This is a genomic window from Paraburkholderia azotifigens (assembly GCF_007995085.1).
Lineage (GTDB): Bacteria > Pseudomonadota > Gammaproteobacteria > Burkholderiales > Burkholderiaceae > Paraburkholderia > Paraburkholderia azotifigens.
This window is the reverse complement of record NZ_VOQS01000001.1, coordinates 1081960-1107709: the sequence shown is the minus strand read 5'-3', so window position 1 is coordinate 1107709 and position 25750 is coordinate 1081960. Positions and strand designations below refer to the sequence as shown.

Annotated in this window: 24 protein-coding genes and 5 tRNA genes; 19 read left to right on the top strand and 10 right to left on the bottom strand. The window is 64.0% G+C overall.

The genetic code is table 11. The features are described from left to right. Window positions 1-120 precede the first annotated feature (120 nt). A complete protein-coding gene (locus FRZ40_RS04905; RefSeq protein ID WP_035544159.1) occupies window positions 121-792 on the top strand; it encodes a C40 family peptidase in 672 nt (223 codons plus the stop codon). Between the two features lie 92 nt (window positions 793-884). Here the strand turns inward: FRZ40_RS04905 and FRZ40_RS04900 are convergent, their stop codons facing one another. Next, window positions 885-1838, bottom strand: a complete 954-nt coding sequence (locus FRZ40_RS04900; protein ID WP_147233524.1) for a patatin-like phospholipase family protein — start codon at window positions 1836-1838, stop codon at window positions 885-887. A gap of 384 nt (window positions 1839-2222) precedes the next feature. Here FRZ40_RS04900 and gltX point away from each other — a divergent pair, with 384 nt between their 5' ends. From gltX to FRZ40_RS04865, 7 genes are all read left to right on the top strand, one after another. Further along, window positions 2223-3632, top strand: coding sequence for a glutamate--tRNA ligase (gene gltX / locus FRZ40_RS04895; RefSeq protein WP_147233523.1), 1410 nt, complete (start codon window positions 2223-2225; stop codon window positions 3630-3632). A gap of 156 nt (window positions 3633-3788) precedes the next feature. Next, window positions 3789-3864 (top strand) — tRNA-Ala (locus FRZ40_RS04890). A 144-nt stretch (window positions 3865-4008) separates the two neighbouring features. Beyond that, a tRNA-Glu gene (locus tag FRZ40_RS04885) sits at window positions 4009-4084 on the top strand. Between the two features lie 76 nt (window positions 4085-4160). Then, window positions 4161-4237 (top strand) — tRNA-Asp (locus FRZ40_RS04880). 66 nt (window positions 4238-4303) lie between these two features. Continuing rightward, window positions 4304-4379 (top strand) — tRNA-Glu (locus FRZ40_RS04875). Window positions 4380-4455: 76 nt separating this feature from the next. Beyond that, window positions 4456-4532 (top strand) — tRNA-Asp (locus FRZ40_RS04870). A 169-nt stretch (window positions 4533-4701) separates the two neighbouring features. Next, window positions 4702-5166: a GNAT family N-acetyltransferase gene (locus FRZ40_RS04865; RefSeq protein ID WP_028371036.1), complete on the top strand. Its 465-nt coding sequence runs from the start codon at window positions 4702-4704 to the stop codon at window positions 5164-5166. Between the two features lie 67 nt (window positions 5167-5233). On the opposite strand, the gene FRZ40_RS04860 is transcribed toward FRZ40_RS04865, so the two are convergent. Next, window positions 5234-6118 (bottom strand): AraC family transcriptional regulator, encoded by an 885-nt coding sequence (locus FRZ40_RS04860; RefSeq protein WP_193566969.1) that lies wholly within the window; start codon window positions 6116-6118, stop codon window positions 5234-5236. Between the two features lie 155 nt (window positions 6119-6273). On the opposite strand from FRZ40_RS04860, the gene rraA reads away from it, so the two are divergent. Continuing rightward, entirely contained in the window at window positions 6274-6768 is a 495-nt protein-coding gene (rraA, locus tag FRZ40_RS04855) for a ribonuclease E activity regulator RraA (protein WP_147233522.1), read from the top strand. 49 nt (window positions 6769-6817) lie between these two features. Continuing rightward, window positions 6818-7225 (top strand): gamma-glutamylcyclotransferase family protein, encoded by a 408-nt coding sequence (locus FRZ40_RS04850; protein ID WP_147233521.1) that lies wholly within the window; start codon window positions 6818-6820, stop codon window positions 7223-7225. A 141-nt stretch (window positions 7226-7366) separates the two neighbouring features. Here FRZ40_RS04850 and aceB read toward each other — a convergent pair whose 3' ends face one another. Both aceB and FRZ40_RS04840 read right to left on the bottom strand, forming a co-directional pair. Continuing rightward, complete coding sequence (aceB, locus tag FRZ40_RS04845; RefSeq protein ID WP_147233520.1) at window positions 7367-8959, bottom strand: malate synthase A; 1593 nt, start codon at window positions 8957-8959, stop codon at window positions 7367-7369. Window positions 8960-9035: 76 nt separating this feature from the next. Beyond that, window positions 9036-9812 carry a haloacid dehalogenase type II gene (locus tag FRZ40_RS04840; protein WP_147233519.1) on the bottom strand — a complete coding sequence of 259 codons (777 nt, stop codon included), beginning with the start codon at window positions 9810-9812 and terminating at the stop codon, window positions 9036-9038. 154 nt (window positions 9813-9966) lie between these two features. Between FRZ40_RS04840 and FRZ40_RS04835 the strand changes: the two genes are divergently transcribed. Continuing rightward, window positions 9967-10869, top strand: coding sequence for a LysR family transcriptional regulator (locus FRZ40_RS04835; protein ID WP_147233518.1), 903 nt, complete (start codon window positions 9967-9969; stop codon window positions 10867-10869). Window positions 10870-11128: 259 nt separating this feature from the next. Next, window positions 11129-11563, top strand: a complete 435-nt coding sequence (locus tag FRZ40_RS04830; RefSeq protein ID WP_028368479.1) for a universal stress protein — start codon at window positions 11129-11131, stop codon at window positions 11561-11563. Between the two features lie 117 nt (window positions 11564-11680). On the opposite strand, the gene aceA is transcribed toward FRZ40_RS04830, so the two are convergent. The 3 genes from aceA to FRZ40_RS04815 form a co-directional block, all read right to left on the bottom strand. Continuing rightward, complete coding sequence (gene aceA, locus FRZ40_RS04825) at window positions 11681-12985, bottom strand: isocitrate lyase (RefSeq protein WP_147233517.1); 1305 nt, start codon at window positions 12983-12985, stop codon at window positions 11681-11683. A 361-nt stretch (window positions 12986-13346) separates the two neighbouring features. Next, on the bottom strand, window positions 13347-15029 hold the full coding sequence (locus tag FRZ40_RS04820) for a DEAD/DEAH box helicase (RefSeq protein WP_147233516.1): 1683 nt from the start codon (window positions 15027-15029) through the stop codon (window positions 13347-13349). A gap of 434 nt (window positions 15030-15463) precedes the next feature. Beyond that, on the bottom strand, window positions 15464-15733 hold the full coding sequence (locus FRZ40_RS04815; protein ID WP_147233515.1) for an acyl-CoA-binding protein: 270 nt from the start codon (window positions 15731-15733) through the stop codon (window positions 15464-15466). 169 nt (window positions 15734-15902) lie between these two features. On the opposite strand from FRZ40_RS04815, the gene tsaB reads away from it, so the two are divergent. The 4 genes from tsaB to FRZ40_RS04795 are packed head-to-tail and all read left to right on the top strand — an operon-like array spanning window position 15903 to window position 19264. Beyond that, window positions 15903-16757: a tRNA (adenosine(37)-N6)-threonylcarbamoyltransferase complex dimerization subunit type 1 TsaB gene (tsaB, locus tag FRZ40_RS04810; protein WP_147233514.1), complete on the top strand. Its 855-nt coding sequence runs from the start codon at window positions 15903-15905 to the stop codon at window positions 16755-16757. Next, window positions 16754-17248 carry a ribosomal protein S18-alanine N-acetyltransferase gene (gene rimI / locus FRZ40_RS04805; protein WP_028368474.1) on the top strand — a complete coding sequence of 165 codons (495 nt, stop codon included), beginning with the start codon at window positions 16754-16756 and terminating at the stop codon, window positions 17246-17248. The genes tsaB and rimI overlap by 4 nt, the downstream gene beginning before the upstream one ends. After that, on the top strand, window positions 17235-18272 hold the full coding sequence (locus FRZ40_RS04800) for a uracil-DNA glycosylase (protein ID WP_147233513.1): 1038 nt from the start codon (window positions 17235-17237) through the stop codon (window positions 18270-18272). Before rimI ends, FRZ40_RS04800 begins: the two co-directional genes overlap by 14 nt. Next, the gene (locus FRZ40_RS04795) at window positions 18269-19264 is read left to right on the top strand and encodes a DUF1853 family protein (protein WP_028368472.1); all 996 of its coding nucleotides are present in this window, start codon (window positions 18269-18271) and stop codon (window positions 19262-19264) included. Before FRZ40_RS04800 ends, FRZ40_RS04795 begins: the two co-directional genes overlap by 4 nt. A 30-nt stretch (window positions 19265-19294) precedes the next feature. Here the strand turns inward: FRZ40_RS04795 and thiD are convergent, their stop codons facing one another. Together thiD and lplT are read right to left on the bottom strand one after the other, a co-directional pair. Then, complete coding sequence (gene thiD / locus FRZ40_RS04790) at window positions 19295-20101, bottom strand: bifunctional hydroxymethylpyrimidine kinase/phosphomethylpyrimidine kinase (RefSeq protein WP_147233512.1); 807 nt, start codon at window positions 20099-20101, stop codon at window positions 19295-19297. A 63-nt stretch (window positions 20102-20164) separates the two neighbouring features. After that, a complete protein-coding gene (gene lplT / locus FRZ40_RS04785) occupies window positions 20165-21472 on the bottom strand; it encodes a lysophospholipid transporter LplT (RefSeq protein WP_028368470.1) in 1308 nt (435 codons plus the stop codon). Window positions 21473-21691: 219 nt separating this feature from the next. Between lplT and alr the strand changes: the two genes are divergently transcribed. From alr to FRZ40_RS04770, 3 genes are all read left to right on the top strand, one after another. Further along, the gene (gene alr / locus FRZ40_RS04780) at window positions 21692-22762 is read left to right on the top strand and encodes an alanine racemase (protein WP_028368469.1); all 1071 of its coding nucleotides are present in this window, start codon (window positions 21692-21694) and stop codon (window positions 22760-22762) included. Window positions 22763-22847: 85 nt separating this feature from the next. Next, window positions 22848-24224 (top strand): DNA repair protein RadA, encoded by a 1377-nt coding sequence (gene radA, locus FRZ40_RS04775; RefSeq protein ID WP_028368468.1) that lies wholly within the window; start codon window positions 22848-22850, stop codon window positions 24222-24224. 140 nt (window positions 24225-24364) lie between these two features. Continuing rightward, window positions 24365-24628 carry a DUF2866 domain-containing protein gene (locus FRZ40_RS04770; protein ID WP_028368467.1) on the top strand — a complete coding sequence of 88 codons (264 nt, stop codon included), beginning with the start codon at window positions 24365-24367 and terminating at the stop codon, window positions 24626-24628. Window positions 24629-24648: 20 nt separating this feature from the next. Here FRZ40_RS04770 and FRZ40_RS04765 read toward each other — a convergent pair whose 3' ends face one another. Beyond that, window positions 24649-25731: a CaiB/BaiF CoA transferase family protein gene (locus FRZ40_RS04765; protein WP_193566968.1), complete on the bottom strand. Its 1083-nt coding sequence runs from the start codon at window positions 25729-25731 to the stop codon at window positions 24649-24651. Window positions 25732-25750 lie beyond the last annotated feature (19 nt).

Here is a 25750-nt window from a genome sequence, read left to right as displayed (position 1 = left end):
TTTGTTTTGACATATGAATACTTACTGGCTAGTATCGACCAAACTTTTTTCCTAGCCTGTTGATTTTCAGGCAAAAACTACCGCGGGCTCCCGCGATAACCAAGACCAACCACCAGACCAATGCAGCACCGATATCTAACCCAGGCTTGCACGCGCGTCGTCGCCGGGATGTTCATTGGCGTACTGATGGCCGCAGCTCCCGGCGCTTTTGCCGATGAAGTAAGCAGCTTTAACCAGAATGCCTCATTTTCGACCTCTTCCGGGTCGAATTCAGTGTCCTCCCCCACACAAGCCGCTCAAAGCGCCGCCTCGAATTCCGAGAGTGGCGCTCGTTCGTTTCTGTCGGGTATGGCCGGCAAAGCGGGCGACGTCGTAGTCGGCGCGCTCAACATGATCGGCGTGCGCTACCGCTGGGGCGGCGATACGCCGGACTCCGGCCTCGATTGCAGCGGCTTCGTGCGCTACGTGTTCCAGGACACGCTGGGCATGGCGCTGCCGCGCCGCGCCGAAGAAATGAGTCGAGTCGGCGAGAAGGTTCGCGTTTCGGACCTGAAGCCGGGCGATCTCGTGTTCTTCAACACGATGCGCCGCACGTTCTCGCACGTCGGCATCTATATCGGCGACAACAAGTTCGTGCATTCGCCGTCCACTGGCAGCACGATCCGCGTCGACGACATGGATGACGGCTACTGGGAAAAGCGTTTCACGGGCGCGCGCCGTATCGAAACGACGGTGCCGCAACAACAGGATCTGCGTCAGCGCGTAAGCGCGACGATTGGCGGCGGTAACTAAGACGATCGTCCGTCTGCCTGTTTGAAACAAAAGGCCCGCTTCCATCGAAGCGGGCCTTTTGCATTCATGCTGCCGTTCTCTGATTGTGTGCGTCAGGCCGTCGCGCGTGCCGCCGCCAGTTTGCGCAGCAGTTCCGGCGCGATGCGTGCGGCGGCTTCCTCGCCGGCGAGAATCGCCGCATTGCGTTGTCCGAAATCTGTGCCGCTCATCGCGTTCAGATTCGGACGAATCACGACGTCGGCGTATTTGTCGAGTTCGTACGCCTTGATCGTCTGGCCCATAATCGTGAACGTCTGCATCAGCACGTCGAACGAGCTTTCCGTGACGGCAGTTTCGGGCCGCGAGGAGATGTCGACGGCGATCACGAAGTCGGCGCCCATCTTCCGGGCGAACGACGCAGGCACCGGGCTGACGAGGCCGCCATCGACGTACTCATGTCCACCGATCTTCACGGGCTCGAACACGGACGGCACGCTCGATGATGCGCGCACCGCGATTCCGGTGTTGCCGCGCTGGAACAGAATCGGCTGGCCGGTTTTCAGATCGGTTGCGACGACGCCAAGGGGCCTCGCCATCTTCTCGATGGGCCGATTGTCGAGTGTCTTGTTCAGATAATTCTGCAGCGCGACGCCTTGCAGAAGACCGCGCGTGCGAAACGGCATGGCCCAGTCGCTGATGGAGGCTTCGTCCATCGTCAGCGCGAGCTTGTTGAGCGCGAAGCCGTTCAGCCCCGACGCATACAGCGCGCCGACCACCGACCCGGCGCTCGTTCCGCAGATGAGATCGACCTGGATGTTGCGCGCTTCCAGCGCCTTGATCACGCCGATATGCGCGAAGCCGCGCGCGGCGCCGCCACCGAGTGCGAGGCCGACGCGCAGCGGCCGTTGCGGCTGGATGACGGGCGGCGTCGGCGGCAGGGTGGCGGTGTTGGGCGTGGGCGCGACATTGTCGGGCTTGCCGCCCGTCGACGCGCAGGCGGACAGAACGGCGGAGGCCGCGGCAATCGAGAATGTGCGGCGGGACAGACGTGGCGATGACGGTTTCAACGAATTCTCCAGCGACGGCGCCGACGTCCATGCGAAAGCGTCGCGCCGCGTGTCTTGCGAGCATGATCGCCGGCGGCGATCGTCACGCGCTGCATCGGGCCAGACGTCAAGCCGAACGGCAGCGCGCGCACATCATAATGCAAAGCGGACGCGAGGCGACGATCGGCTGAAGAAACCGTCTACACGTCGCCTAACGCGTGCCGACGCGCTGCGCGGCGCACGCGCGTGGTCCGGTGGAAACGGCTTCGGCGGGTATAATCGGCACTCTCTTTCTGATCGTGTTCGCGCTGTCGCCGGCTGCTGTCGGTGCAGGCGAACCGTTTTCGTTGCCGCGCCCGGCATTGCTGTTCGCCGGCGCCGGCGTCCGTCTTCGAGTTACTGCACATGACCACTCCCGTTCGCACCCGCTTCGCACCGAGCCCCACCGGCTTCATCCACCTCGGCAACATTCGCTCTGCGCTGTATCCGTGGGCGTTTGCGCGCAAATCGAAGGGCGTGTTCGTGCTGCGTATCGAGGACACCGACGTCGAGCGTTCGACCGAGCAATCCGTCGATGCGATTCTCGAAGGCATGCAATGGCTCGGCCTCGATTACGACGAAGGCCCGTTCTATCAGATGCAGCGCATGGACCGTTATCGCGAAGTGCTCAAGCAGATGCAGGAGCAGGGACTCGTGTACCCGTGCTACATGTCGACGGAAGAACTCGACGCATTGCGTGAGCACCAACGGGCCGCCGGTGAAAAGCCGCGTTACGACGGCACGTGGCGCCCCGAGCCGGGCAAGGTGCTGCCGACGCCGCCCGCAGGCGTCCAGCCCGTGCTGCGTTTCCGTAATCCGCTGACGGGTGTGGTCGCGTGGGACGATGCCGTGAAGGGCCGTGTCGAAATCTCGAACGAAGAGCTGGACGATCTCGTGATCGCGCGTCCGGACGGCACGCCGACGTACAACTTCTGCGTGGTCGTCGACGACCTCGACATGAAGATCACGCACGTGATTCGCGGCGACGACCACGTGAACAACACGCCGCGCCAGATCAACATCCTGCGCGCGCTCGGCGCCGAGCCGCCCGTCTATGCGCACCTGCCTACCGTGCTGAACGAGCAGGGCGAGAAGATGAGCAAGCGTCACGGCGCGATGAGCGTGATGGGTTACCGCGACGCCGGCTATCTGCCCGAAGCCGTGCTGAACTATCTGGCGCGCCTCGGCTGGTCGCATGGCGACGCGGAAATCTTCTCGCGCGAGCAGTTGGTCGAGTGGTTCGATCTCGAGCATCTGGGCAAGTCGCCCGCGCAATACGACCACAACAAGCTCAACTGGCTGAACAACCACTACATCAAGGAAGCGGACAACACGCGTCTCGCCGGGCTGAGCAAGCCGTTCTTCGCGGAACTTGGCATCGACGAAGGGGCGCTTGCGAAGGGCGCAGATCTGGTTAGCGTGATCGCGTTGATGAAGGATCGTGCGTCGACGGTGAAGGAGGTCGTCGACAATGCGGCGATGTTCTATCGCGAGCCGAATCCCGGTGCCGATTCGCTTGCGCAGCATGTGACGGACGTTGTGCGTCCGGCGCTCGCCGATCTCGCCGCCGCCTTGAGGACGTGCGAGTGGACGAAGGAGGGCATCGCCGCCACGTTGAAGTCGACGCTCGGCGCTCACAAGCTGAAGATGCCGCAGCTCGCGATGCCCGTGCGTCTGCTGGTGGCGGGCACGACGCATACGCCGTCCATCGATAGCGTTCTGATGCTGTTCGGCCGCGACGTGGTCGTGAGCCGTATCGAAAAGGCGCTTGCCTGAGCGCGCTCGCCCAGGTTGCATTCGACTCGGAAGCGAGCAGATGAAGCGAGGCCGCGGAGGATGATTTTGCGGCCCCGCAAAAAAATTGTAGAAAGCGACTCAAGAGGTATTTACAAAGCGAAAATTGCTATCTACAATCTCGCTTCTGTTCTGCAAGGGGGTATAGCTCAGCTGGGAGAGCGCTTGCATGGCATGCAAGAGGTCAGCGGTTCGATCCCGCTTACCTCCACCATCAGAGCAGAGTGAAGTTCTTCCGGTTAGCTGGAAGCTGTAGCAAAAAAGACTTCACAAACGGTAGTAAAGCAGTTAGAATAGCGGTCTTCGCTGCTGATGAATGAAATTAGCAGCAAGGACGAGACAGATCTGAAAAGATTATGTCCCCTTCGTCTAGAGGCCTAGGACATCACCCTTTCACGGTGAGTACAGGGGTTCGAATCCCCTAGGGGACGCCAAATACTGGCGTTGCTTGAGATTCAAGTAATGCGCTTGCGAGACACAACCGACGCTCGCAAGTCAGGTAGCAAGACTGGAGTGGTAGTTCAGTCGGTTAGAATACCGGCCTGTCACGCCGGGGGTCGCGGGTTCGAGTCCCGTCCACTCCGCCAGATTAAGCCCGTTCGGTGAGCGGGCTTTTTCGTTAAAGGTGTAAGCAGTAGTGTGTGAAGTACGTTGTCCCCTTCGTCTAGAGGCCTAGGACATCACCCTTTCACGGTGAGTACAGGGGTTCGAATCCCCTAGGGGACGCCAAATACTGGCGTTGCTTGAGATTCAAGTAATGCGCTTGCGAGACATAACCGACGCTCGCAAGTCAGGTAGCAAGACTGGAGCGGTAGTTCAGTCGGTTAGAATACCGGCCTGTCACGCCGGGGGTCGCGGGTTCGAGTCCCGTCCGCTCCGCCAATATTGAAGCCCGCTGAGTTTTCAGCGGGCTTTTTGTTTTGTGTGTCCCATTTGGTGGCGCCGCGCACGCACTCGAAACCGGGCCTGCCTTGTTGTGGGGCAAACAGCCATTGCCAGCGCGGTCCGCCTGTCTTAACGTTGAGCGGATCGACCTTTTCGTCCCCGTGCGATGCTCGACCCGACCGACGATCCATCTCCCTTCCATTTGCGCAAGGCCGGCATGGACGACTTCCAGTTCGCCGAGGCGCTGACGCGCAATAACATGGGCGGGTACTACCGCCGGCATCATCTCGTGTGGCGCAGCGACCTGTTCCTCGCAAGCTGGCGCGAGTCGGAGAACTTCATCCTCGAAGCGGACGGCGAGCGGATCGGCGTGCTGCGTATCACCGAGGAAGGCGACTCGCTGCATATTCGCGATGTGCAGATTGCCGAAGGCCATCGGCGGCGCGGTGCGGGGACCTATCTGCTGAATACGTCGCATCGTTGGGCGCGGGCGCGCGGTCTGTCCGAATTGCAACTGCGCGTGTTCGTCGACAATCCTGCGGCGCGCCTTTATCAGCGGATGGGTTACCGTCTCGCCGGCCCGCGGCTCGCGCAACTCGGCTCGATCCGGCATATGGCGCGACGCGTTTGAGAGCGTTGCGGGCGCATCGATTGCGCCTCGCCTCCAAGACGAGCCTTGTTCTCGCAGGCGCCGGATATCAACTGGATTCGTGTTCCTCTTCTTCCCGATCGCGATCGTCGTGCCGACGCTCTGTGCCACGCACCATGAATGCCCGTGGACTCTCACCGAAGGCGCGCCGGAACATCGCGGAAAAGGCGCTCTGGCTCTGGTAGCCCAACTCCCGCGCGACTTGCGATAACGGCCGCCCCTGGCTGAGCAAGGGAATGGCGCGAGCGAGCACGGCCTGCTGACGCCACTGCGAAAAGCTCACGCCCAATTCCTGCCGAAAGAGCCGCGCGATTGTGCGCGTACTCGCACCGACAGCCGATGCCCAGCGTTCCAGTGAATCGGCATTGGCGGGATCAGCGATCACGGCTTCGCACAGCGCACGCAGGCGTTTCTCGGTCGGCATCGGCACGGACAACGGCAGAGGCTGCGACCGCGTGATTTCGTCGAGCGCCAGCGAGCCCAGCAGGCGCTCGCGATCGGGCGGCAAGCCCGGTGTGTCGAGCGAGGCAATCACTTCGCGCAGCAGCCCCGAGACCTCTACGACGCGGCACGCGTCCAGCCCCGCCGGCACGACCGTCTCGTTGACATAGAGCGTGCGCAGGAACGCTTCTTCGACAATGGTCACTTCATGCAGCACGTACGGAGGCACCCAGATCGCGCGCGACGGCGGCACCATCCACGTCGTGCCCGACGTGCCGACTCGCAGCACGCCGCGCGAGGCATACGCGACCTGCGCCCACGCGTGCGTGTGCCGCGCAATGCGCACGCCCGCGGGCATGGGCCGCGAGCGCACGCGGATGGGATGCGTCGGCGTGGGCGCGAACTCCGGCGGAATGTCGGCGAAATCGACCCGGGTCGACAATTCGGCAGGCGCTTTCGATATGGGCGGCGTGGAGCTTGCGGCTTCGGTCATGGAATGGCGGAGTGGGCGGCGGCGTTGAACAGCCGCATGACGGTTCTCATTGTAGGGTCGTCCGCGCCAACCGCCCATTAGCCGAACGGACGATGCGACATCGAAAAAATGGCGCGGCATAATGCACCGGATTCGATCGACGACAGGGGGACTCAATGAACTTCGCAACGGCAGATCTGTGCGATGCGCATGAAGATCAACTGGCCGCGGGGACCTTGCGTGTGCTCGATCCCGTGTTCAGCCGCTTTGGGCGCGCGACGCGTTTCGGCGGTGAAGCCGTCACGCTCAAAGTGTTCGAGGACAACACACTCGTGCGGGCTACGCTCGAAGAGAAGGGCGCCGGGCGGGTGCTGATCGTCGACGGCGGTGGCAGCCTGCGGTGCGCGCTCGTCGGCGGCAACCTGGGCAAGCTGGGTGAGAAGAACGGTTGGGTGGGCATCGTCGTGTTCGGCTGCGTGCGCGACACGCTCGAACTGAACGAATGCAACATCGGCATCGCCGCGCTTGCGCCGCATCCTCAGCGCAGCCAGAAGCGCGGCGGCGGCGAGCGCGATGTGCCCGTTCGCTTGCCGGGTTCGGTCGTGCGGCCGGGCGAATGGATTTACGCGGACAGCGACGGCGTGCTGGTGGCGAGCGCGCCGCTCGTCTGACGCGGCATGTGATCAGCAGATTGGTATTCGGACGGAGGGTAGTGGACTGATGCAGAACGTTTTTGTATATGGCACCTTGCGTGCCGGCGAGATCAACGATATCGGCTCCGCGGCGGCGCGCAACGACATCTCGGCGCCGACGCTGCTCGGCTCGGCCACCTTGCGAGGCCGGCTGTTCGACTTCGGCGCGTACCCGGGCTTCGTGCCCGACGACGCGGGCGTTCATGTGCGCGGCGACGTGTATGAAATCGACGATCAGCTCGTTGCCGTGCTCGATGAAATCGAGCAGGTTTATCCGGGTGTCGAGGGGCTTTTCATGCCGCGTGAAGTGACCGTCGATATCGAAGGTGCGCCCGTGACCTGCCGTTACTATCCCGTGCAGCGGGATGCCGTCAAAGGTCTGCCGGAAATCGGCAGCGGCGATTGGGTCAAGCATCGGCGCTCGAACGGGCGCTGACCGTCAAAAAGAATGGCCCAGCAGGCATGACGCCCGCCAGGCCATCCCGGTCGGTCAACCGTTGAGCACATGTGCTGCCGTCCGTACGGACGCTCGAGCAGGAAAGCATCACTGCGTCGGTCCGGACGCGCATCGCGCCGTTCAGAGTTCTTCGTAAAGCGGCAGCGTCAGAAACTCGGTGAAGTTCTCCGACGTCGACATGTCGCTGAAAATCTTCGCAGCGCGAATATACGGCGCGGTGTCGCCCGTGATCGCGGCCTTGACCTTGTCGAGTTCCTGCGCGGTCAGTTCGCGCACGAGTTCGGCCGTGACCTTGCGGCCGTCGTCGAGCTTGCCCTTCGGCGAACGGATCCACTGCCACACCTGCGAGCGCGAGATCTCCGCCGTCGCAGCGTCTTCCATCAGGTTGTGGATTGGCACGCAGCCATTGCCCGCGAGCCATGAGCCCAGGTAGTGAATGCCGACGTTGATGTTATTGCGCAGGCCCGTCTCGGTGATGGGCGCTTCCGGACGGAAGTCGAGCAGATCTCTGGCCGTGACCAGTACGTCGTCGCGTTGCTTGCCGATCTGATTCGGCTTGTCGCCAAGTACCTTGACGAATTCTTCCATCGCGATGGGCACGAGCCCGGGGTGCGCGACCCAGCCGCCGTCGTAGCCGTCCGTCGCATCGCGTGCCTTGTCCGAGCGTACGCCTGCCATTGCCTTGTCGTTCGCGGCTGCGTCGTTCCTGATGGGAATCAGCGCGCTCATGCCGCCGATGGCAGGCGCGTTGCGTCGGTGACAGGTCTTCAGCAATTGCAGCGCGTACGCGCGCATGAACGGCACGGTCATCGTGATCTGCGAGCGATCCGCCAGGCAGAAGTCCTTATCGTTCTTGAACTTCTTGATCGCCGAGAAGATGTAGTCCCACCGGCCCGCGTTCAGACCGGAGCTATGTTCACGCAATTCGTACAGGATCTCGTCCATTTCGAACGCAGCCAGGATCGTTTCGATCAGCACGGTCGCGCGGATCGTGCCGCGCGGCACGCCGACGGCTTCCTGCGCGGCGACGAAAATATCGTTCCACAGACGCGCTTCGAGATGGCTCTCCATCTTCGGCAGATAGAAGTAAGGGCCCGTGCCGCGCGCGAGTTGTTCCTTCGCGTTGTGATGCAGGAACAGCGCAAAGTCGAAAATGCCACCCGACACGCGTTGGCCGTCGACGGTCACGTGCTTCTCGTCGAGGTGCCAGCCGCGCGGGCGCACGATCAGCGTCGCGATCCTGTCGTTGAGCTGATACGACTTGCCGTTCTGCTCCAGCGAGATCGTGCGGCGCACGGCGTCCTTCAGATTGATATGCCCCGTGATCTGATTGTCCCAGCTCGGCGCATTCGAATCCTCGAAGTCGGTCATGTACGAATCCGCGCCCGAGTTCAGCGCGTTGATGATCATCTTCCGGTCGACAGGGCCCGTGATCTCGACGCGGCGGCATTGCAGATCCTGCGGCAACGGCGCGATGGTCCAGTCGCCTTCGCGGATGGCCTGCGTCTCAGCGAGAAAATCGGGACGCTCGCCGGCGTCCAGATGCTGCGCGCGCTCGGCGCGCACTTTCAGCAGTTGCTGGCGACGCGGCTCGAATGCGCGGTGCAGGCTGGCGACGAGCTCGAGTGCTTGCGGCGTCAGAATCGCCTCGAAGCCGGGCTTGATCTCGCCGGTCATGTTCATGCCCTGCGGGAGCGACAACGTGTTCGCCATGATTTCTCCTTGGTCGGTCAGTTTCAAAGTGCGGGTGATGCGATTGCAATGCGTTGTTTCGGTGCTGCTGAGGCCGTCATGCGTCAGGGCTGTGGCGCGTGCGGCTGCTTTTCTCCCGTTTCCCCGTTTTTGCGGCTTTTTCAGGCGAGGTATGGTTGTCGATAAACGCGCTCAGGTCGTTCATGCTTCGGCCCGTGCCGTGCGGCGTGACACCCAGCTCTTCAGCGGGCGCGCCCAGGCGGTTAAGCCAGAACACCGTGTATCCGAACCAGTTCGCGCCGCTTGCGTCCCAGCCGTTCGACGACACGAACACGATCTCGCGCGCCGCCGCGCCGAAAGCCTGGGTGCCGAGCGCATAGGTCGCGGGCGCCGGCTTGAACGCGCGCACCGCGTCCACCGACAACACATGGTCGAACAGTCCCGACATGCCCGCGCTCTTTACCGCGATATCGAGCATCTGCGGATTGCCGTTCGAGAGGATCGCGAGGCCGATCTGCCTGTCGCGCAGTTGGCGCAAGGCGGGAAGCACGTCGGGAAACGCGGACAGGCACGCGTATTCGTCCATCAGGCGTTTTTCGCCCGTGGCGTTCAACGACAGGCCGAGCTTGCGCGCGGAAAAACGCAGCGCATCGAGCGTGATGTTCCAGAACGGCTGGTAGCGCGCGCCGGCGGGGTCGGCCGCCGTGCGCAACTGCGTGTATTCGATCTGTTTTTGCCGCCACAACTGCGAGAGTGCATCGCCGTGGCCTGGAAACATCTGCTCCGCGGCGGCGACGACGGAATGCACGTCGAACAGCGTGCCGTATGCGTCGAAAATCACAGCCTTGGGGAAGAGTGTCGTTGTGGCCGACATTGCCTTGCGCTCCATCAGAGGTCGAGATCGATTTTATTCGTGACGGCTTGTGCTAAAAAAGACTGTAGAGATCACTTGATCTTTTACTTTCATCAACCTAATCTGACGCGCATCGTCTAATTCGTGCGCGACCGATGCGCCCATTCATCCGCCAATGGACCGCTTCAAGCAGATCGAGACTTTCGTGACCGTCGCGGCGCGCGGCAGCCTCTCGGCGGCTGCGCAGGCCGAAGGCGTTGCGCCCGCGATCATCGGGCGCCGCATCGACGCGCTCGAAGAGCGCCTCGGCGTCAAACTGCTCGTGCGCACCACGCGCCGCATCACGCTGACCTACGAGGGCTCCGCATTCCTCGAAGACTGTCAGCGGATCATTCACGACATGCAGAACGCCGAGGCCAGCGTGTCGGCGGGCGGCGTGAAGGCAAGCGGCCATCTGCGCGTGTCGGCGCCCGCGGGCTTCGGTCGACGCCACGTCGCACCGCTCGTGCCCACGTTCACCGTCGCGCATCCCGACGTGTCGATTTCTCTCGATCTGTCCGATCGTATGGTCGATCTCGTCAATGAAGGATTCGATTGCGCGATACGGCTTGGAGAATTGCCGGATTCCTCGCTGGTGTCCTTGAGACTCGGTGAGAACAGGCGTGTGTGCGTCGCATCGCCGGCTTATCTCGCACGACGTCCTCCGCCGCAAACGCTCGCCGATCTCGCGCACCACAACTGTCTCGCGCTCGGCGCGAGCGCAAACCAGCAGCGCGGCTGGGTGTTCCAGCAGGGCGACAAGGTCGTGACGATCAAGGTGTCGGGCACGATGGAGTGCTCGGACGGCGCGGTGCTGCACGAGTGGTGCCTCGAAGGCTACGGACTCGCGTGGCGCTCGTGGTGGGAAGTCGGCGCGGATATCGCGGCGGGACGCCTCGTCAGCGTGCTCGACGATCACGCGGCGCCGCCCATCGGCATCCACGCCGTGTTTCCGCAGCGGCGGCATCTGCCGTTGCGGGTGCGTCTGTTTCTCGATTTTCTCAAGCATACGTACGGCAATCCGGCTTACTGGATCTGACGGCGGAGCGGGCCCGCAGGATCAACCGCACCTCGAACCGCGGGCGGGTTTCCGATATGCGGACATGCCCGCAGGCGGGGCTTGCACGGTATTTCGGCGCACTACAATCGTTTTGACAGCCCGCTGCGCGGCGTATCGACCGCTGCGGCGCAGGCGCTTGCGCGCGTCAGCCGGGAGCCTCGTTCGTGTTCGTCACGGAATGAGACAGCCGGCCGCATTCGCGCGCATTCCACACCTGCAGTCGACGACGGAGGGCACCATGTTCAAGCACATCCTCGTTCCGACCGATGGTTCGGACCTGTCGAAGAAGGCGATCGACGGTGCAATCGATCTCGCCCAGGCCGTCGGCGCGCGCGTCACCGCGTATGCGTGCCTGCCGCAATATCCCTACTCGCCGTTTTCCGAAGTCGTGATCGAGCCGCCCGTCGACTTCCAGGACCGCAGCGAGCGCGAGGCGCGCCAGCATCTGCTGGAAGTCGAGGAGGCGGCGCGCGGCGCAGGTGTCGAATGCTCGAGCCAGACGAGCGTGCATCCGTCGCCGTATCTCGGCATCATCGAGGCGGCCGAGCAGGGCGGCTGCGACGTGATCTTCATGGCGTCGCACGGACGGCGCGGACTCGGCAGTCTGCTGATCGGCAGCGAGACGCAGCGCGTGCTCACGCATACGAAAATTCCCGTGATCGTGTACCGGTAGCTGAAAAAAAACGCGCGCCGGCGGGCGCGCGTTTGGTCTCTTTCAGGGAAAGGCACCGGCCCGCAACGGGCCGGCGGTGCTACGCGAGAGGCGCTTCGTTCGGCCAGTCCAGCCGCTTCAGGCGACTTTCTTGTCGAAGAACTGCTCGTCTTCCGTCGAGCCGTGCAGCGCCGTCGTCGATGCGTCGCGCTCGACCGTCTGCGTGACGGCGTCGAAGTAGCCGGTGCCCACTTCGCGCTGATGCTTGACGGCCGTGAAGCCCTTCTCGGCGGCAGCGAACTCGGCCTGCTGCAGTTCGACGAACGCGCTCATCTGCTGACGCGCATAGCCGTGCGCGAGATTGAACATCGAGTAGTTGAGCGCGTGGAAGCCGGCCAGCGTGATGAACTGGAACTTGTAGCCCATCGCGCCGAGTTCCTTCTGGAACTTCGCGATCGTCGCGTCGTCGAGGTTCTTCTTCCAGTTGAACGACGGCGAGCAGTTGTACGACAGCATCTTGCCCGGGAATTCCTTGTGGATCGCCTCGGCAAATTTCTTCGCGTACTCGAGGTCCGGCTTGCCCGTTTCGCACCAGATCAGATCGGCATACGGCGCGTACGCGAGACCGCGCGACACCGCTTGCTCGAGGCCCGGCTTCGTGCGGAAGAAGCCTTCCACCGTGCGCTCGCCCGTGAGGAACGGCTTGTCGTTGTCGTCGACATCGGACGTGATCAGGTCGGCGGCTTCCGCATCCGTGCGGGCGATCAGTACGGTCGGCACGCCGAGCACGTCGGCGGCCAGACGCGCGGCCGTCAGTTTCGCGACGTTTTCGCGCGTCGGCACGAGCACCTTGCCGCCCATGTGGCCACACTTCTTGACCGAGGCGAGCTGGTCTTCGAAGTGCACGCCGGCCGCGCCCGCTTCGATCATTGCCTTCATCAGTTCGAACGCGTTCAGCACGCCGCCGAAACCGGCTTCGGCATCGGCAACGATCGGCGCGAAGTAGTCGATATAGCCTTCATCGCCCGGATTCTTGCCTTCCGACCACTGGATCTGGTCGGCGCGCGTCAGCGTGTTATTGATGCGCTTCACGACGAGCGGCACCGAGTTCGCCGGGTACAGCGACTGGTCCGGATACATTTCGCCCGCCACGTTGGCGTCGCCCGCGACCTGCCAGCCCGACAGATAGATCGCCTTCAGGCCGGCCTTGACCTGCTGCATCGCCTGGTTGCCCGTCAGTGCGCCGAGCGCGTTGACGAACGGATCCTTGTGCATGTCGCTCCACAGCTTTTCGGCGCCGCGGCGCGCGAGCGTGTGCTCAGGCTGCACCGAGCCGCGCAGACGCACCACGTCTTCCGCCGTGAAGCCGCGCTTGATGCCTTTCCAGCGGCTGTCCGTTTCCCATTGTTGCTGAAGCTGCTTTGCCTGTTCGTTGCGCGTCATGGTGTGCTCCTTTTTTGCCTTGAAGAGGGTTCAATGGACTCGTGAGTTCCGCGAAGCGAGGCTGCCTGAAGGTGTTTCGTTTCGCGAACTCTTATATAAGAGTCTAGGCAAAAGGCCTTGGGCGGAACAGACGCAACCAAGTCTTTTTCGGCTGTTTTTAATCTATAAAATTCAATGGCTTATTAATTCAATTCCACAATATGAAACATAATTTTTCATATTGCAATGGCGTTTCTTGTGCCACGCAGCACGATTTTTTACGACGCAAAAAATTTTTTCGTATTGTGAAATGACGAAGGGGATGAAAAAAAACCGACGCCGCAGCGTCGGTTTCCTGATTCAGCGAGATTCCCGCAGCGGCTTAGTCACCGCGGCGCGAGTTGCGCGGACCGTCGTTGCGACGCGCGCCGTAGCCGCCGTCGCGCGAGTAGCCGCCTTCGCGGTTGCCGCGATAGCCTTCGCTGCGGTAGCCGCCTTCACGCGCGCCGCTGTTGAAGCCGCCTTCGCGATTGCCGCCCGCCGGCTTGTCGCCCCAGCTGCGGCCGCCGCCATTGCCACCATCACGCGCGCCATAACCGCCGCGATTGCCGTCGCGCGAACCGTAGCCGCCGCCGTTGCCGCTGCCGTTGCCGTCACGCGAACCATAGCCCGGCTTGCCGCCGAAACGGCGACCGCCATTGCCGCCGCCCGGACGGCCACGGCCGCCGAAGCCGCCACGGCCGTTGGCGGGCGGAGCCTTGCGCGGCTCGAAGCCTTCGACCACGTTGACGGGCAGCGGTGCACGCACGAAGCGTTCGATGCGCTTGAGCGCGCCTTGCTCGGCGTGATGCACGAGGCTCACCGCGATGCCCGAACGGCCCGCGCGGCCCGTACGGCCGATACGGTGCACGTAGTCTTCGGCGAACTTCGGCAGATCGTAGTTGAACACGTGCGTGATGCCGGGGATGTCGATACCGCGCGCGGCGACGTCGGTCGCGACCAGCACGCGCACGCGGCGCTCGCGCAGCGCGCGGATCGTGCGGTTACGCGCGCCTTGCGGCAGGTCGCCGTGCAGCGCAGCCGATTCGAAACCGGCGTCGGCAAGACGGCCGGCCAGCTGGTCGGCATCCATCTTCGTGGCCGTGAAGACGATGGCCTGGTCGAGGCCGGAGTCACGCAGCAGATGGTCGAGCAGACGGTCCTTGTGATCGCGGTCGTCGACGTAATGCACCGTCTGCGCGATGTTCGTTCGCTGTTCGATGTGCTGATTGATCTCGATGCGCTCCGGATCCTTCAGCAGACGGCCCGTCAGCGAGCCGATCTTGCCGTCGAGCGTCGCCGAGAACAGCATGGTTTGGCGCGAAGCGGGCGTTGCGGCGACGATTGTGTCGATGTCGTCGATGAAGCCCATGTCCAGCATGCGGTCGGCTTCGTCGAGCACGAGCATCTGCAGTTGCGACAGGTCGATGCGGCCGCGCTCCAGATGGTCGATCAGACGGCCCGGCGTGGCGACGAGAATTTCGGGGTTCTTCGCGAGCAGCATCAGCTGCTGGCCATAGGCGACGCCGCCCAGAATGCTGACCGTGCGCAGACGGCGCAGATGCTTGCCGTACGTCGAAGCGGCCGTCGTCACCTGCATCGCGAGTTCGCGAGTCGGCGTAAGGACGAGCAGGCCCGGACGTGCGACGGGCTGCGGACGGCGGCCACGGCCACCGGCGTTGCTCTCGCGCGGCTCGCGCGGTTGATTGGCTTGCGTTTTTTGCAGCTGCGCGAAGCGCTCGATGGCGGGCAGCATGAACGCCGCCGTCTTGCCCGAACCCGTCGGGCTCGAGACCAGCAGATCGCGGCCCGCGATGCCGGCGGGGATGGCGCGCTGCTGGACGGGCGTCGGGTGCTTGTAGCCCGCTGCCGTCAGCGCAGAGACGATCTCCGCCGACAGACCCAGCTCAGCGAACGTCGGGCCGGACACTTCCTCGGGGGCTTGCACGGCCGTTTCGGGCGTGTCGAGACCGAGGGCTTGATCGGCGATGGCGTTCAGCGGGCTGGTGGTATTGCTCGAAGTCATGAGAATCCTTGAAACATGGGAAATAACACGTCGGCGCCAATCGGCATACCCAAGTCGTCGGATTCAGCGAGCAAAAAATCAGCGAGCAAATCGAAAAACGGGGGCAACTCGCGGCAATGAAGGCGAGTTTCTCGTTAGAAGCTGTATCGAATGCGACAGGCCGGAATTGGCTTGCCGCCAGCCTGGACTTGCGGCCCGTGGGGCCTTGCAGGAGGGGACAGGTTCTAAACTGGATTGGAGCAAAACGCTACGAGGCGCTCTTTCCGCCAGCGCCGCCGGGGCAATCCGGACACGTGCGGTGAAGCGCAGCCAGCATTATATCGATTTTTGCTGCACCGCGCCACTGTTAAGAACCTTCCCAATCAAAGCGCCCGATTCGTGAGAAAGAATGCGGACATTTGAGCCGCAGCGTGCGGCCGGATATCGTTCGTCTATCAGGCCGCCGTACCGTTCTTCAGCGATTCGACCAGCTCGACATACTGCTGCTTGGCTGTGTCGGATGCCGTGCCTTGCAGCGCGGCCCACGCGTCGTACTTGTATTTGCCGACGATATCGGTGAAACCCGGCTTGTCGCCGTGCACGTCGCCGTCGGTGGCCTGCTTGAAGAGCGCGTACAGGCGCAGCAGCGTGAGATTGCCCGGACGCTCCCGCAGTTGCTTCAGGTCTTCTTGTGCCTGGGTGAAGAGACCGTCCACGTTGCTCATCGGATCCTCCGTGCCTTATTCGAGATAGGGCGTCGATCATAGCAAGCGGGATGCGGCGTGCGGTCGCACGAGGCTGGAGCGATCCTTCCAAACGCCGGGCGCGACGCTCGGGCCGCGCCGGGTTTTGTTCGCATCCGGCGACGCAGGGTGCCGCATTACAATAGCGGTCATGACGAAAACCGTGCTGCTTGCCCTCGATACTTCGACCGAATTCTGCTCGGTCGCGCTCCTGTCCGCCGAAACCGCCGACGCCGCGTCCCCGGACGAGCCGGACGCGCCTGCTCCGACACCGCGCGTGTGGGTGCGCCATGAAGCGACGGGCGCGGTCTCGAGCGCGCGCCTGCTTCCCGCGATTCGCGAACTGTTCGACGAAGCGGGCCTCGCGCTCGCCGACTGCGATGCGATCGCGTTCGGCGCAGGGCCGGGCTCGTTCACGGGCTTGCGCACGGCAACGGGCGTCGCACAAGGGCTCGCGTTCGGACTGAATTGCCCCGTCGTTCCCATCGGCACGCTGCTCGCGTGTGCCGAAAGCGCGCGTCTGCGCGATCCGTCGGCGGCGCGCGTGCTGGCGGCAATCGATGCGCGCATGGACGAGGTCTATTGGGCCGACTACGCGTGGGACGAGAACACGGGCGAGTGGCGCACGGTTCATCACGCATCGCTTGGCGCGCCGGACGCACTGCCGTTGCCGGATCAGCCGTTCACGCTCGCGGGCAATGCCGCGGCTGCGTTCGGCGAGCGTCTTCAGGCGGCCGCGTCTGCGCGGCATGTCGACCGGGAAGCCGTGCCGCACGCGCTGCCCCTGGCGTTCGCCGCGCTGCGCGCATTCCGTGCCGGCCGTACCTTGCCCGCCGACCAGGCCGCGCCCGAGTACATCCGCGACAAGGTTGCACAGACCACGGAAGAGCGCATGGCGGCCAAGGCCGCACAAGCGCAGTCGGCTGCCACGGCTGCGGCGCAGCCGGGCAATGCCGTTCACACCGCCCACACCGCCCACACCGCGCACGGCGAGGGCGCGCAATGAGCGGCGTGCTGCTGGCGGACCGCTACATGTCGCCGATGACGGAAGGCGATCTCGACGAGGTCGCCGTGGTCGAAAAGCTCGCCTATGAATTTCCGTGGAGCCGGGGCAACTTCGAAGACTCGCTGCGCAACGGCTATTTCGGCGTGTGTCTGCGGCATGTGACGGGCACGCTGATCGGCTATTGCGTGCTGATGCCCGTGGTCGACGAGATGCATCTGCTGAATCTGTGCATCGCGCCCGCTGCGCAGCATGCGGGCGCAGGTCTCGCGCTGCTGCGCGAAGCCGTGCGCATCTCGCGCGGTGAAAAGCTCGCGGGCATGCTGCTCGAAGTGCGGCCATCGAACCATCGCGCGATCAAGCTGTACGAGCGCTTTGGATTCACGTCGATCGGCCGTCGCAAAAACTATTATCCGGCGCGGCACCGCAGCCGGGAGGACGCCATCGTCATGCGTTTCAGTTTCGTGAAGGAGGGCGCAGATGGCGCTGCATGAATCCGCGCTGGAAGAACTCGGCCTTGCGCCGATGTGGGTGCGTCGCGGGGGCGCACATGAAGCGGCGGCTGAGTTGCCGGCTGGATCGCCGGCATTGAACGTCGATGTCGAGGCGGACGATGCGCAGCCCGTGCAGGCAGCGCCGACGGCTGACATCGAAGCGGTTCGCGACAATCGACCGGCACGCGCCGGCGCGACGGCCTCGAGCGAAGCGCTATCGGAGGCAGGCGCTTCAAACGCCGCTCGCGAATCGCTCGAAAGCCGCGAACCCATGCGAGCCGAAGCTACGCCCGCGGACGCACCGCAAGCTCGCCGCGCACCGCCGCCCGCAGCCGACGAAGCGCCGCCTCTCTCCGACGACGACTTCGCCTGGTTCGACGATCTGCCCGCCGGGTCGCCGTCCGACGTCGATACGAAATCGAACGAACCCGCGCAGCCGGGCATCGACACGCTCGACTGGACCGCGCTCGAAGCCCGCGTCTCGGCGTGCGAACGTTGCCGCCTGTGCGAGCGGCGTACGAACACTGTGTTCGGCGTTGGCGATCGCGAGGCCGACTGGATGCTGATCGGCGAAGCGCCCGGCGAGAACGAGGACAAGCAGGGCGAACCGTTCGTCGGCCAGGCGGGCAAGCTGCTCGACAACATGCTGCGCTCGCTCGATCTCGCGCGCGGCACGAATGTGTATATCGCCAACGTGATCAAATGCCGGCCGCCCGGCAACCGCAATCCGGAACCGGACGAAGTGGCGCGCTGCGAGCCGTATCTGCAGCGACAGGTCGCGCTCGTGAAGCCGAAGCTGATCGTTGCGCTCGGCCGCTTCGCCGCGCAGAGTCTGCTGAAGACGGAAGCGAGCATTTCGTCGCTGCGCGGACGCGTGCACGAATACGAAGGCGTGCCCGTCGTGGTCACCTACCATCCCGCGTATCTGCTGCGCAGTCTCGGCGACAAGGCGAAGTCGTGGCAGGATCTGTGCCTCGCCCGCGACACGTGGCGCAAGTCCGGCGCAGAAGGCGCGGCAAAATGAGAGAAGACGCCGGGCCGACCGCTTCGTTCGAGGCGCCCTCGTTGGCCCGACCCTCGGCCCGGCTCGACGCGCTATCCGATGCCGCCGTGCGCGATATCGCGTGGCTGCTGTTCAGTCCCGACCTGTTGCGGGCGCAACCACCGGACGGTGCGCTCGCGACGCCGTTCGAATCGCCCGACGAAGCGGCTGCAACGATGGCCTGGCTCGAAGCGCAGGACGCCGATCCCGCCGACCTGCATCGCCATATCGCGGCGGCGCGTGTCACGCGACTCGGGCGCTACGCCGAATGTCTGCTCGCGTATTTTCTGAAGCACGGGCCGGCCGCACGCCTGATCGCCGCGAACGTCGCGCTGCGGCGCGCGGGCGTGACGCTCGGCGAATGCGATTTTCTGGTCGAGACGCAGACGGGCAGGCGGCTGCATTGGGAACTGGCCGTCAAATGCTATCTGCACGCGGGCGACGGCCGGGGCGAACTGGCCGACTACGTAGGCCCGAATCTGCAGGATCGCTTCGATCTGAAGCTCGCGCATCTGCTCGATCATCAACTGCGGCTCAGCGCGCGCGAGGAGTTCGCATCGCTCGGCCATCGCGGGCCGTGGGATGCGCAGATGTTCGTCAAAGGCTGGCTGTTCTACCGCAATGGATGCGCCGAACGCGATCCCGTCGAAATCGACCCGGCTCACGCGCGCGGCTGGTGGGCGACGCGTTCCGACTGGCCGGCGTTTTCAGCCGGCCATGCCGATGCCTGGATGCTGCTGCCGCGGCTCGAATGGCTCGCGCTGCGGATGCGCGATACACGCGACGCTTCGGACTTCGTATCGCCGCAGACGCTTGCTCAGCAACTCGCGAGGCAGACGGGGCCGACGATGGTGGCGGCGTTCGTCGAGCATCCCGAAGGACAGTGGATCGAGCGTTCGCGCGGCTTTATCGTGCCCGACGACTGGCCGGAGCGTGCTCAGGCGTTCGCGCGCCAGCAGACGCGCAAGTCATAGCGGTTTCAGAGCGGGCCTGAACGCCCGTACTCACCACCAGCGATAGAAATGATGCACAGGCCCGACGCCGTGACCGACGTCGAGCCGTCCGCTCTGTTCGAGCGCACCCGTGAGCCACGCCTTGGCGTCGGCGACGGCGCTTGCCAGATCGTCGCGTTGCGGAATCAGCGCTGCGATCGCCGACGACAGCGAGCAGCCCGTCCCGTGCGTATTCGTGACGGGCACGCGCGGAGCGGCGAGGCGCATCGTGCCGCTTTCCTGGATCAGCCAGTCGGGACTGTCGGCGGCGGCGAGATGGCCGCCCTTCATCAGCACCGCGCGCGCGCCCAGCTTGCGCAGCGCTTCGCCCTGATCGACCATCGCGGCTTCGTCCGTCGCGCTCGACGTGCCGAGCAACGCAGCCGCTTCCGGCAGATTCGGCGTCAGCAGATCCGCGAGCGGCAGCAGCTCGCTGCGCAAGGCATCGACGGCTTCGGGTGCGAGCAGCGCGTGATTGCTCTTCGAGATCATCACGGTGTCGAGCACCACGTGCTTCGGCTGGTGACGGCGCAAGGCGTCGGCGACGGCGCGCACGATCGACGCGTTCGCCAGCATGCCGATTTTCACCGCGTCGATGCGGATGTCGTCGAACACGGCATCGAGCTGCGCGGTGACGAAGGCGGGATCGGGCGTGTGGATGGCCGTCACGCCGCGCGTGTTCTGCGCCGTCAGGGCTGTGATCACGCTCGCGCCATACGCGCCGAGCGCCGAGAAAGTCTTCAGATCGGCCTGAATGCCGGCGCCGCCGCCGGAGTCGGAACCGGCGATCGTCAGGACGTTAGGAATCGGTCGGGGCATGGGGAAGCCTGAAAAGCAAAAGGGCGCTTCATGCGCCCGCTGACGAAAGAAAGGCGGGGGCCCTCAGTGATGCGCTTCGCCGATCAGCGACACGGAGTCGAACGCGCGCTGGTTCGCCTGATGGCGGCGCATCACGAGCCACATCATCACGCACACGAAGGAGCCGAACAGCACGATCACGATGGCGACGGGCACGTCGAGCCACACGAGCACGGCGTACAGGCACAGCATCACCAGCACGGAGAGATTCTCGTTGAAGTTCTGCACGGCGATCGAGTGACCCGCCGACAGCAGCACGTGTCCGCGATGCTGCAGCAGCGCATTCATCGGCACGACGAAGAAGCCCGACAGCGCGCCGACGACCATCAGGAACAAATAGGCGAAGATCAGATAACCGGGGATGTGCATCTTGCCGTAGTAGATGCCCCAGTGCGACGGGAACAGATGCTTCGTATAGAAGGCCATCAGCATCACGGCGATACCCATGATGATGCCGACGGGCAGCACGCTCAGCGACTTCTTCAGCGGCACGCGCGCGGCGGCGATCATCGCGCCCGCCGCGACGCCCACGGCAACGACGGCCTGCAGGATCGCGCCTTCGGAGAGCGACATGCCGAGCGACACTTCAGCCCACTTCAGCACGATGAACTGCAGCGTCGCGCCCGCTCCCCAGAACAGCGTCGTCACGGCGAGCGAGATCTGGCCGAGCTTGTCGCGCCAGAGCACGACGAAACAGTCGGCGAAATCCGTAATGAGCTTGATGGGACCGTGTTCCTGGCGCGGATAGCGGGCGCCCGTGTCGGGAATGCGCAGATTGAAGAGCGCGGCGATCACGTAGATCAGAATAATGATGAGCATGGCCGCTTCGGCGGGCGTATGAATCGCCGAGGGCGTGTGCTTGATGATGTGCGACGCGATATGCGGGCTGATGAGCGCGCCGCCGAGCACGGTGCCGAGAATGATCGAGCCGACGGTCGTGCCTTCAATCCAGCCGTTCGCGGCGACGAGCCGGTCAGGCGGCAGCAGTTCGGTGAGAATGCCGTACTTGGCGGGCGAATACGCGGCCGCGCCGAAACCCACGATGCCATACGCCAGCAGCGGATGCGCACCGATCAGCATCGTGAGGCAACCGACCACCTTGATCGTATTGGTCACGAACATCACGCGGCCCTTCGGACGGGAGTCCGCGAAGGCGCCGACAAAAGCCGCGAGCACGACGTACGACAGCACAAAAAACAGCTTGAGCAGCGGCGTCATCCAGTTCGGGGCGTGAAGATCTTTTAGCAGTGCAATAGCAGCGATCAGAAGCGCATTGTCGGCCAGCGAGGAGAAAAACTGCGCGGCCATGATGGTGTAAAAACCTTTTTTCATCTGATGCGATGCTTTCCTCGCTGCGGTCTGTCCGCCCCGGCCGTAAGGTGTGCGTCCGGGCTTATTCCGTTCGAAATGGGTTGTGCGCACGGCTTTATATCACGAAAATAGCTGAATCCCGACTAGCAGAATCCTTGATCGCATTGTCGAGCTTGCCTTCGGCGCGTTGCAAACGCACTGTAAGCTACTGATTCGACAATGTCTTTACGAAAATATCCCATGCCGCGCCCAGTCTCAGCCACGATTCATACCGCCGCTCTTGCCAATAATCTCGCAGTCGCTCGCCGTTACGCGCCGAAGTCCAAGATCTGGGCCGTCGTCAAGGCCAATGCTTACGGTCACGGGCTCGCACGGGCATTCCCGGGTTTGCGCGCAACCGACGGCTTTGGTTTGCTCGACCTCGAAGAAGCGGTGAAGTTGCGCGAATTGGGGTGGGCAGGGCCGATTTTGCTGCTCGAGGGCTTTTTCCGGCCCACGGATATCGACGTGATCGACCGTTATAGTCTGACCACGGCGCTGCATTCGGACGAGCAATTGCGCATGCTGGAAATGGCGCGTCTGTCCAAGCCCGTCAATATCCAGCTGAAGATGAACAGCGGCATGAACCGGCTCGGCTACACGCCGGAGAAGTTCCGCGCCGCCTGGGAGCGCGCGCGGGCCTGCCAGGGCGTCGGCCAGATCACGTTGATGACCCATTTCTCGGATGCCGACAGCGAACGCGGCATCACGCACCAGATGGAAGCGTTCGAACGCGGCGCGCAGGGCATCGCCGGCGCGCGCAGTCTCGCCAATTCGGCCGCCACGCTGTGGTATCCGGAAGCGCATTTCGACTGGGTGCGCCCGGGCGTGATGCTGTACGGCGCGTCGCCGTCGGGCGTGAGTTCGGCGATCAAGGACACGGGCCTGCAGCCGGCCATGACGCTCGCCTCCGAGCTGATCGCCGTGCAGACGCTCGCGGAAGGCCAGACGATCGGCTACGGCTCGACCTACACGGCGCGCGATGGCATGCGCATCGGCGTGGTCGCGTGCGGTTATGCTGACGGCTATCCGCGCATCGCGCCGGAGGGCACGCCCATCATCGTCGACGGCATCCGCACGCGGATCGTCGGACGCGTGTCGATGGACATGATCACCGTCGATCTCACGCCGTGTCCGCAGGCGAACGTCGGCTCGCGAGTCGAGTTGTGGGGCGCGCAGCTGCCCGTCGACGACGTCGCGCAGGCGTGCGGCACGATCGGCTACGAGCTGGTGTGCGCCGTTGCGCCGCGCGTGCCCGTGCGCGCCGAGTAACCGGCGCTTTCCTGGCGCACTTCGAGGCACGTCTCACGGCGCATTGCGCCACGACATAACGAACAACGACGCGTGACGAAACAAGTTGGCTAAACAGAAAACGTTGTACACCTGCACCGAGTGCGGCGGGCAGTCTCCGAAGTGGCAGGGCCAGTGCCCTGCGTGTCATGCGTGGAACACGCTCGTCGAAACGGTCGCGGAGTCGCCCTCCGCGCACCGCTTCCAGTCGCTGGCGAAGAGCCAGCCGGTGCAGAAGCTGTCCGATATCGAAGCGTCGGACGTGCCGCGTTTCTCGACGGGCGTCGGCGAATTCGACCGGGTGCTCGGCGGCGGGCTGGTGGCGGGCGGCGTGGTGCTGATCGGCGGCGATCCGGGTATCGGCAAGTCGACGCTGCTGCTGCAATCGCTCGCGGAAATCGCCAGCGAGCGTCGCGCGCTCTATGTGAGCGGCGAGGAATCGGCGGCCCAGATTGCGTTGCGTGCGCAACGGTTGTCGCTGCTCGAACCGGGTTCGCATGCAACCGACCTGAAACTGCTTGCCGAAATCCAGCTGGAAAAAATTCAGGCGACGATTGCCGAGGAAAAGCCGGACGTCGCCGTCATCGATTCGATCCAGACCATCTATTCAGAAGCGCTGACGTCCGCGCCAGGCTCGGTCGCGCAGGTCCGCGAGTGCGCGGCGCAGCTGACGCGCGTGGCCAAGCAGTCGGGCACCGCGATCATCATGGTCGGCCACGTGACAAAAGAAGGCAGCCTGGCGGGCCCGCGCGTGCTCGAGCACATCGTCGATACCGTGCTGTATTTCGAAGGCGACACGCACTCGTCGTTTCGCCTCGTGCGCGCGTTCAAGAACCGCTTCGGCGCCGTCAACGAACTAGGCGTATTCGCGATGACGGAGCGCGGACTGCGCGGCGTCGCGAATCCGTCGGCGCTGTTCCTGTCGCAGCACGAGCAGATCGTGCCGGGCTCGTGCGTGCTGGTCACGCAGGAGGGCACGCGGCCGCTGCTGGTCGAAGTGCAGGCGCTCGTGGACGCGGCGAACGTGCCGAATCCGCGCCGGCTCGCCGTCGGTCTCGAGCAGAACCGGCTCGCGATGCTGCTTGCCGTGCTGCACCGCCACGCGGGCATTGCGTGTTTCGATCAGGACGTGTTCCTCAATGCCGTGGGCGGCGTGAAAATCACCGAACCCGCCGCCGACCTCGCCGTGCTGCTCGCCATTCACTCGTCGATGCGCAACAAGCCGCTGCCGAAGGGCCTGATCGTTTTCGGCGAAGTGGGGCTGGCGGGCGAAATCCGTCCGTCGCCGCGCGGCCAGGAGCGTCTGAAGGAAGCCGCCAAACTCGGCTTTTCGATTGCGCTGATTCCGAAGGCGAATGCGCCGAAACAGGCTATCGACGGCTTGCAGGTCATCGCCGTCGAGCGCATCGAGCAGGCAATCGACCGTATCCGTACGCTTGAATGACGACGTTCAGACTGAGGCGGATCGTGCCCGCTTTCTGACGTAATCCGCTGTAAATTTCCGAACCTTAGCTGTAACCCAAGCGACTTTCGTTTTCCCTATCCTCGTGAAATGCAATGTCACGAGTGGAAAAGGAAGACGTCTTGAAACAGTCTCATCAATCCTCGGGCGAGTTTCTCTCGAACCTGCGCGGCTGCCGGGTTTCCGCACCCATTCAAGGGCCGTGGGGCGGCGGCTGCCGGATCGTCGAATGGATCGACACGACGGGGCAGATTTCGCGGCGTGTGGTGGCAGAAAACGTGACAGCCGACGAAGTGCGGGAGACGATCCGCCATCACGTAGAAGGCCGCAAGCACCGCCTGATCGACGACGAGCGGGAGCCCCGGCAAACCTTGCCGCGGCGTTGAGCACAAGTCGTCGCCCGCGCCTATTCGGATTCCTCGTCGCTCGCCTGCGCCAGCAACGCCTCGCGCGCGGCCTCGTTGAATAGCGGATGCTGGGCGGCTTCCGCCGGCGTCAGCACGGGTGCCACACAGCAATCCAGCGGCACCAGCAGCGTCAGCCATTCGTCGAGCGGACGCGTGGCAATCACATCGGCCATGTCCTTGATCAGCTGAACGGCGTCCGGGCCGGCGATCGACTGGCCAAGACTCCAGTGGCGCGTCGCCCAATCCGGGCGGTCGAGCGCCATGCACAGCGTTTCCCAGAATTTCAGTTCCAGCGCGCCGACAGCGAGCCACCGTCCGTCGAGCGTGCGGTACAGGTTGTAGCAGGGCACGCCGCCGTTCAGCAAGCTGCTCCCTGCGACGGGCGCCGTGCCGTCGTTGGCGAGCGCGACCTGGGCGACGACGTTGTTCGTGTACGTGCAATGCGCCATCGACACATCGACGAAACGTCCGTCTCCGCCTCGCGCTACGGCCCAGAGCGCCGCGAGTATCTGATTGACGGCCGACAGCGCGCCGCCGAGCAGATCCGCGATCTGGAAGTTGGGCAGGATGGGCGCGCCATCATGCGACGCGAGTTGATCGAGCACGCCCGCATACGCGATGTAGTTCAGATCGTGTCCCGCCAGCTGCGCATACGGACCGTCCGTGCCGTAGCCGGAGATCGCGCAATAGACGAGCTTCGGGTTGCTCACGCGCAGGACTTGATAGCCGACACCGAGCCGGTCCATCACGCCCGGCCGGAAGCTCTCGACCAGCACGTCTGCCTCGCGCGCCAGCGCCATCAGCACGGTGCGCCCGCCTTCCGACTTCAGATCGAGCCGCGTTTCGCGCTTGCCGCGATTCACGAGCCGATAGAACGCGCCCGGGCGTCCCGCGACGCGATCGGCTGTGCTCTGCATCATCGTGCGCGTCGCGTCGCCGGCGCCGGGCGCTTCGATCTTCAACACGTCGGCGCCCATTTCAGCGAGCCGGAGCGTCGCGACGGGACCTGGCAACAGGCGCGTCAGATCGAGCACGCGCAAGCCCTTCAGTGCGGCAGTAGACGACAATGCCCAGCCCTCCATCGATTGCTGGCGCGGCCTC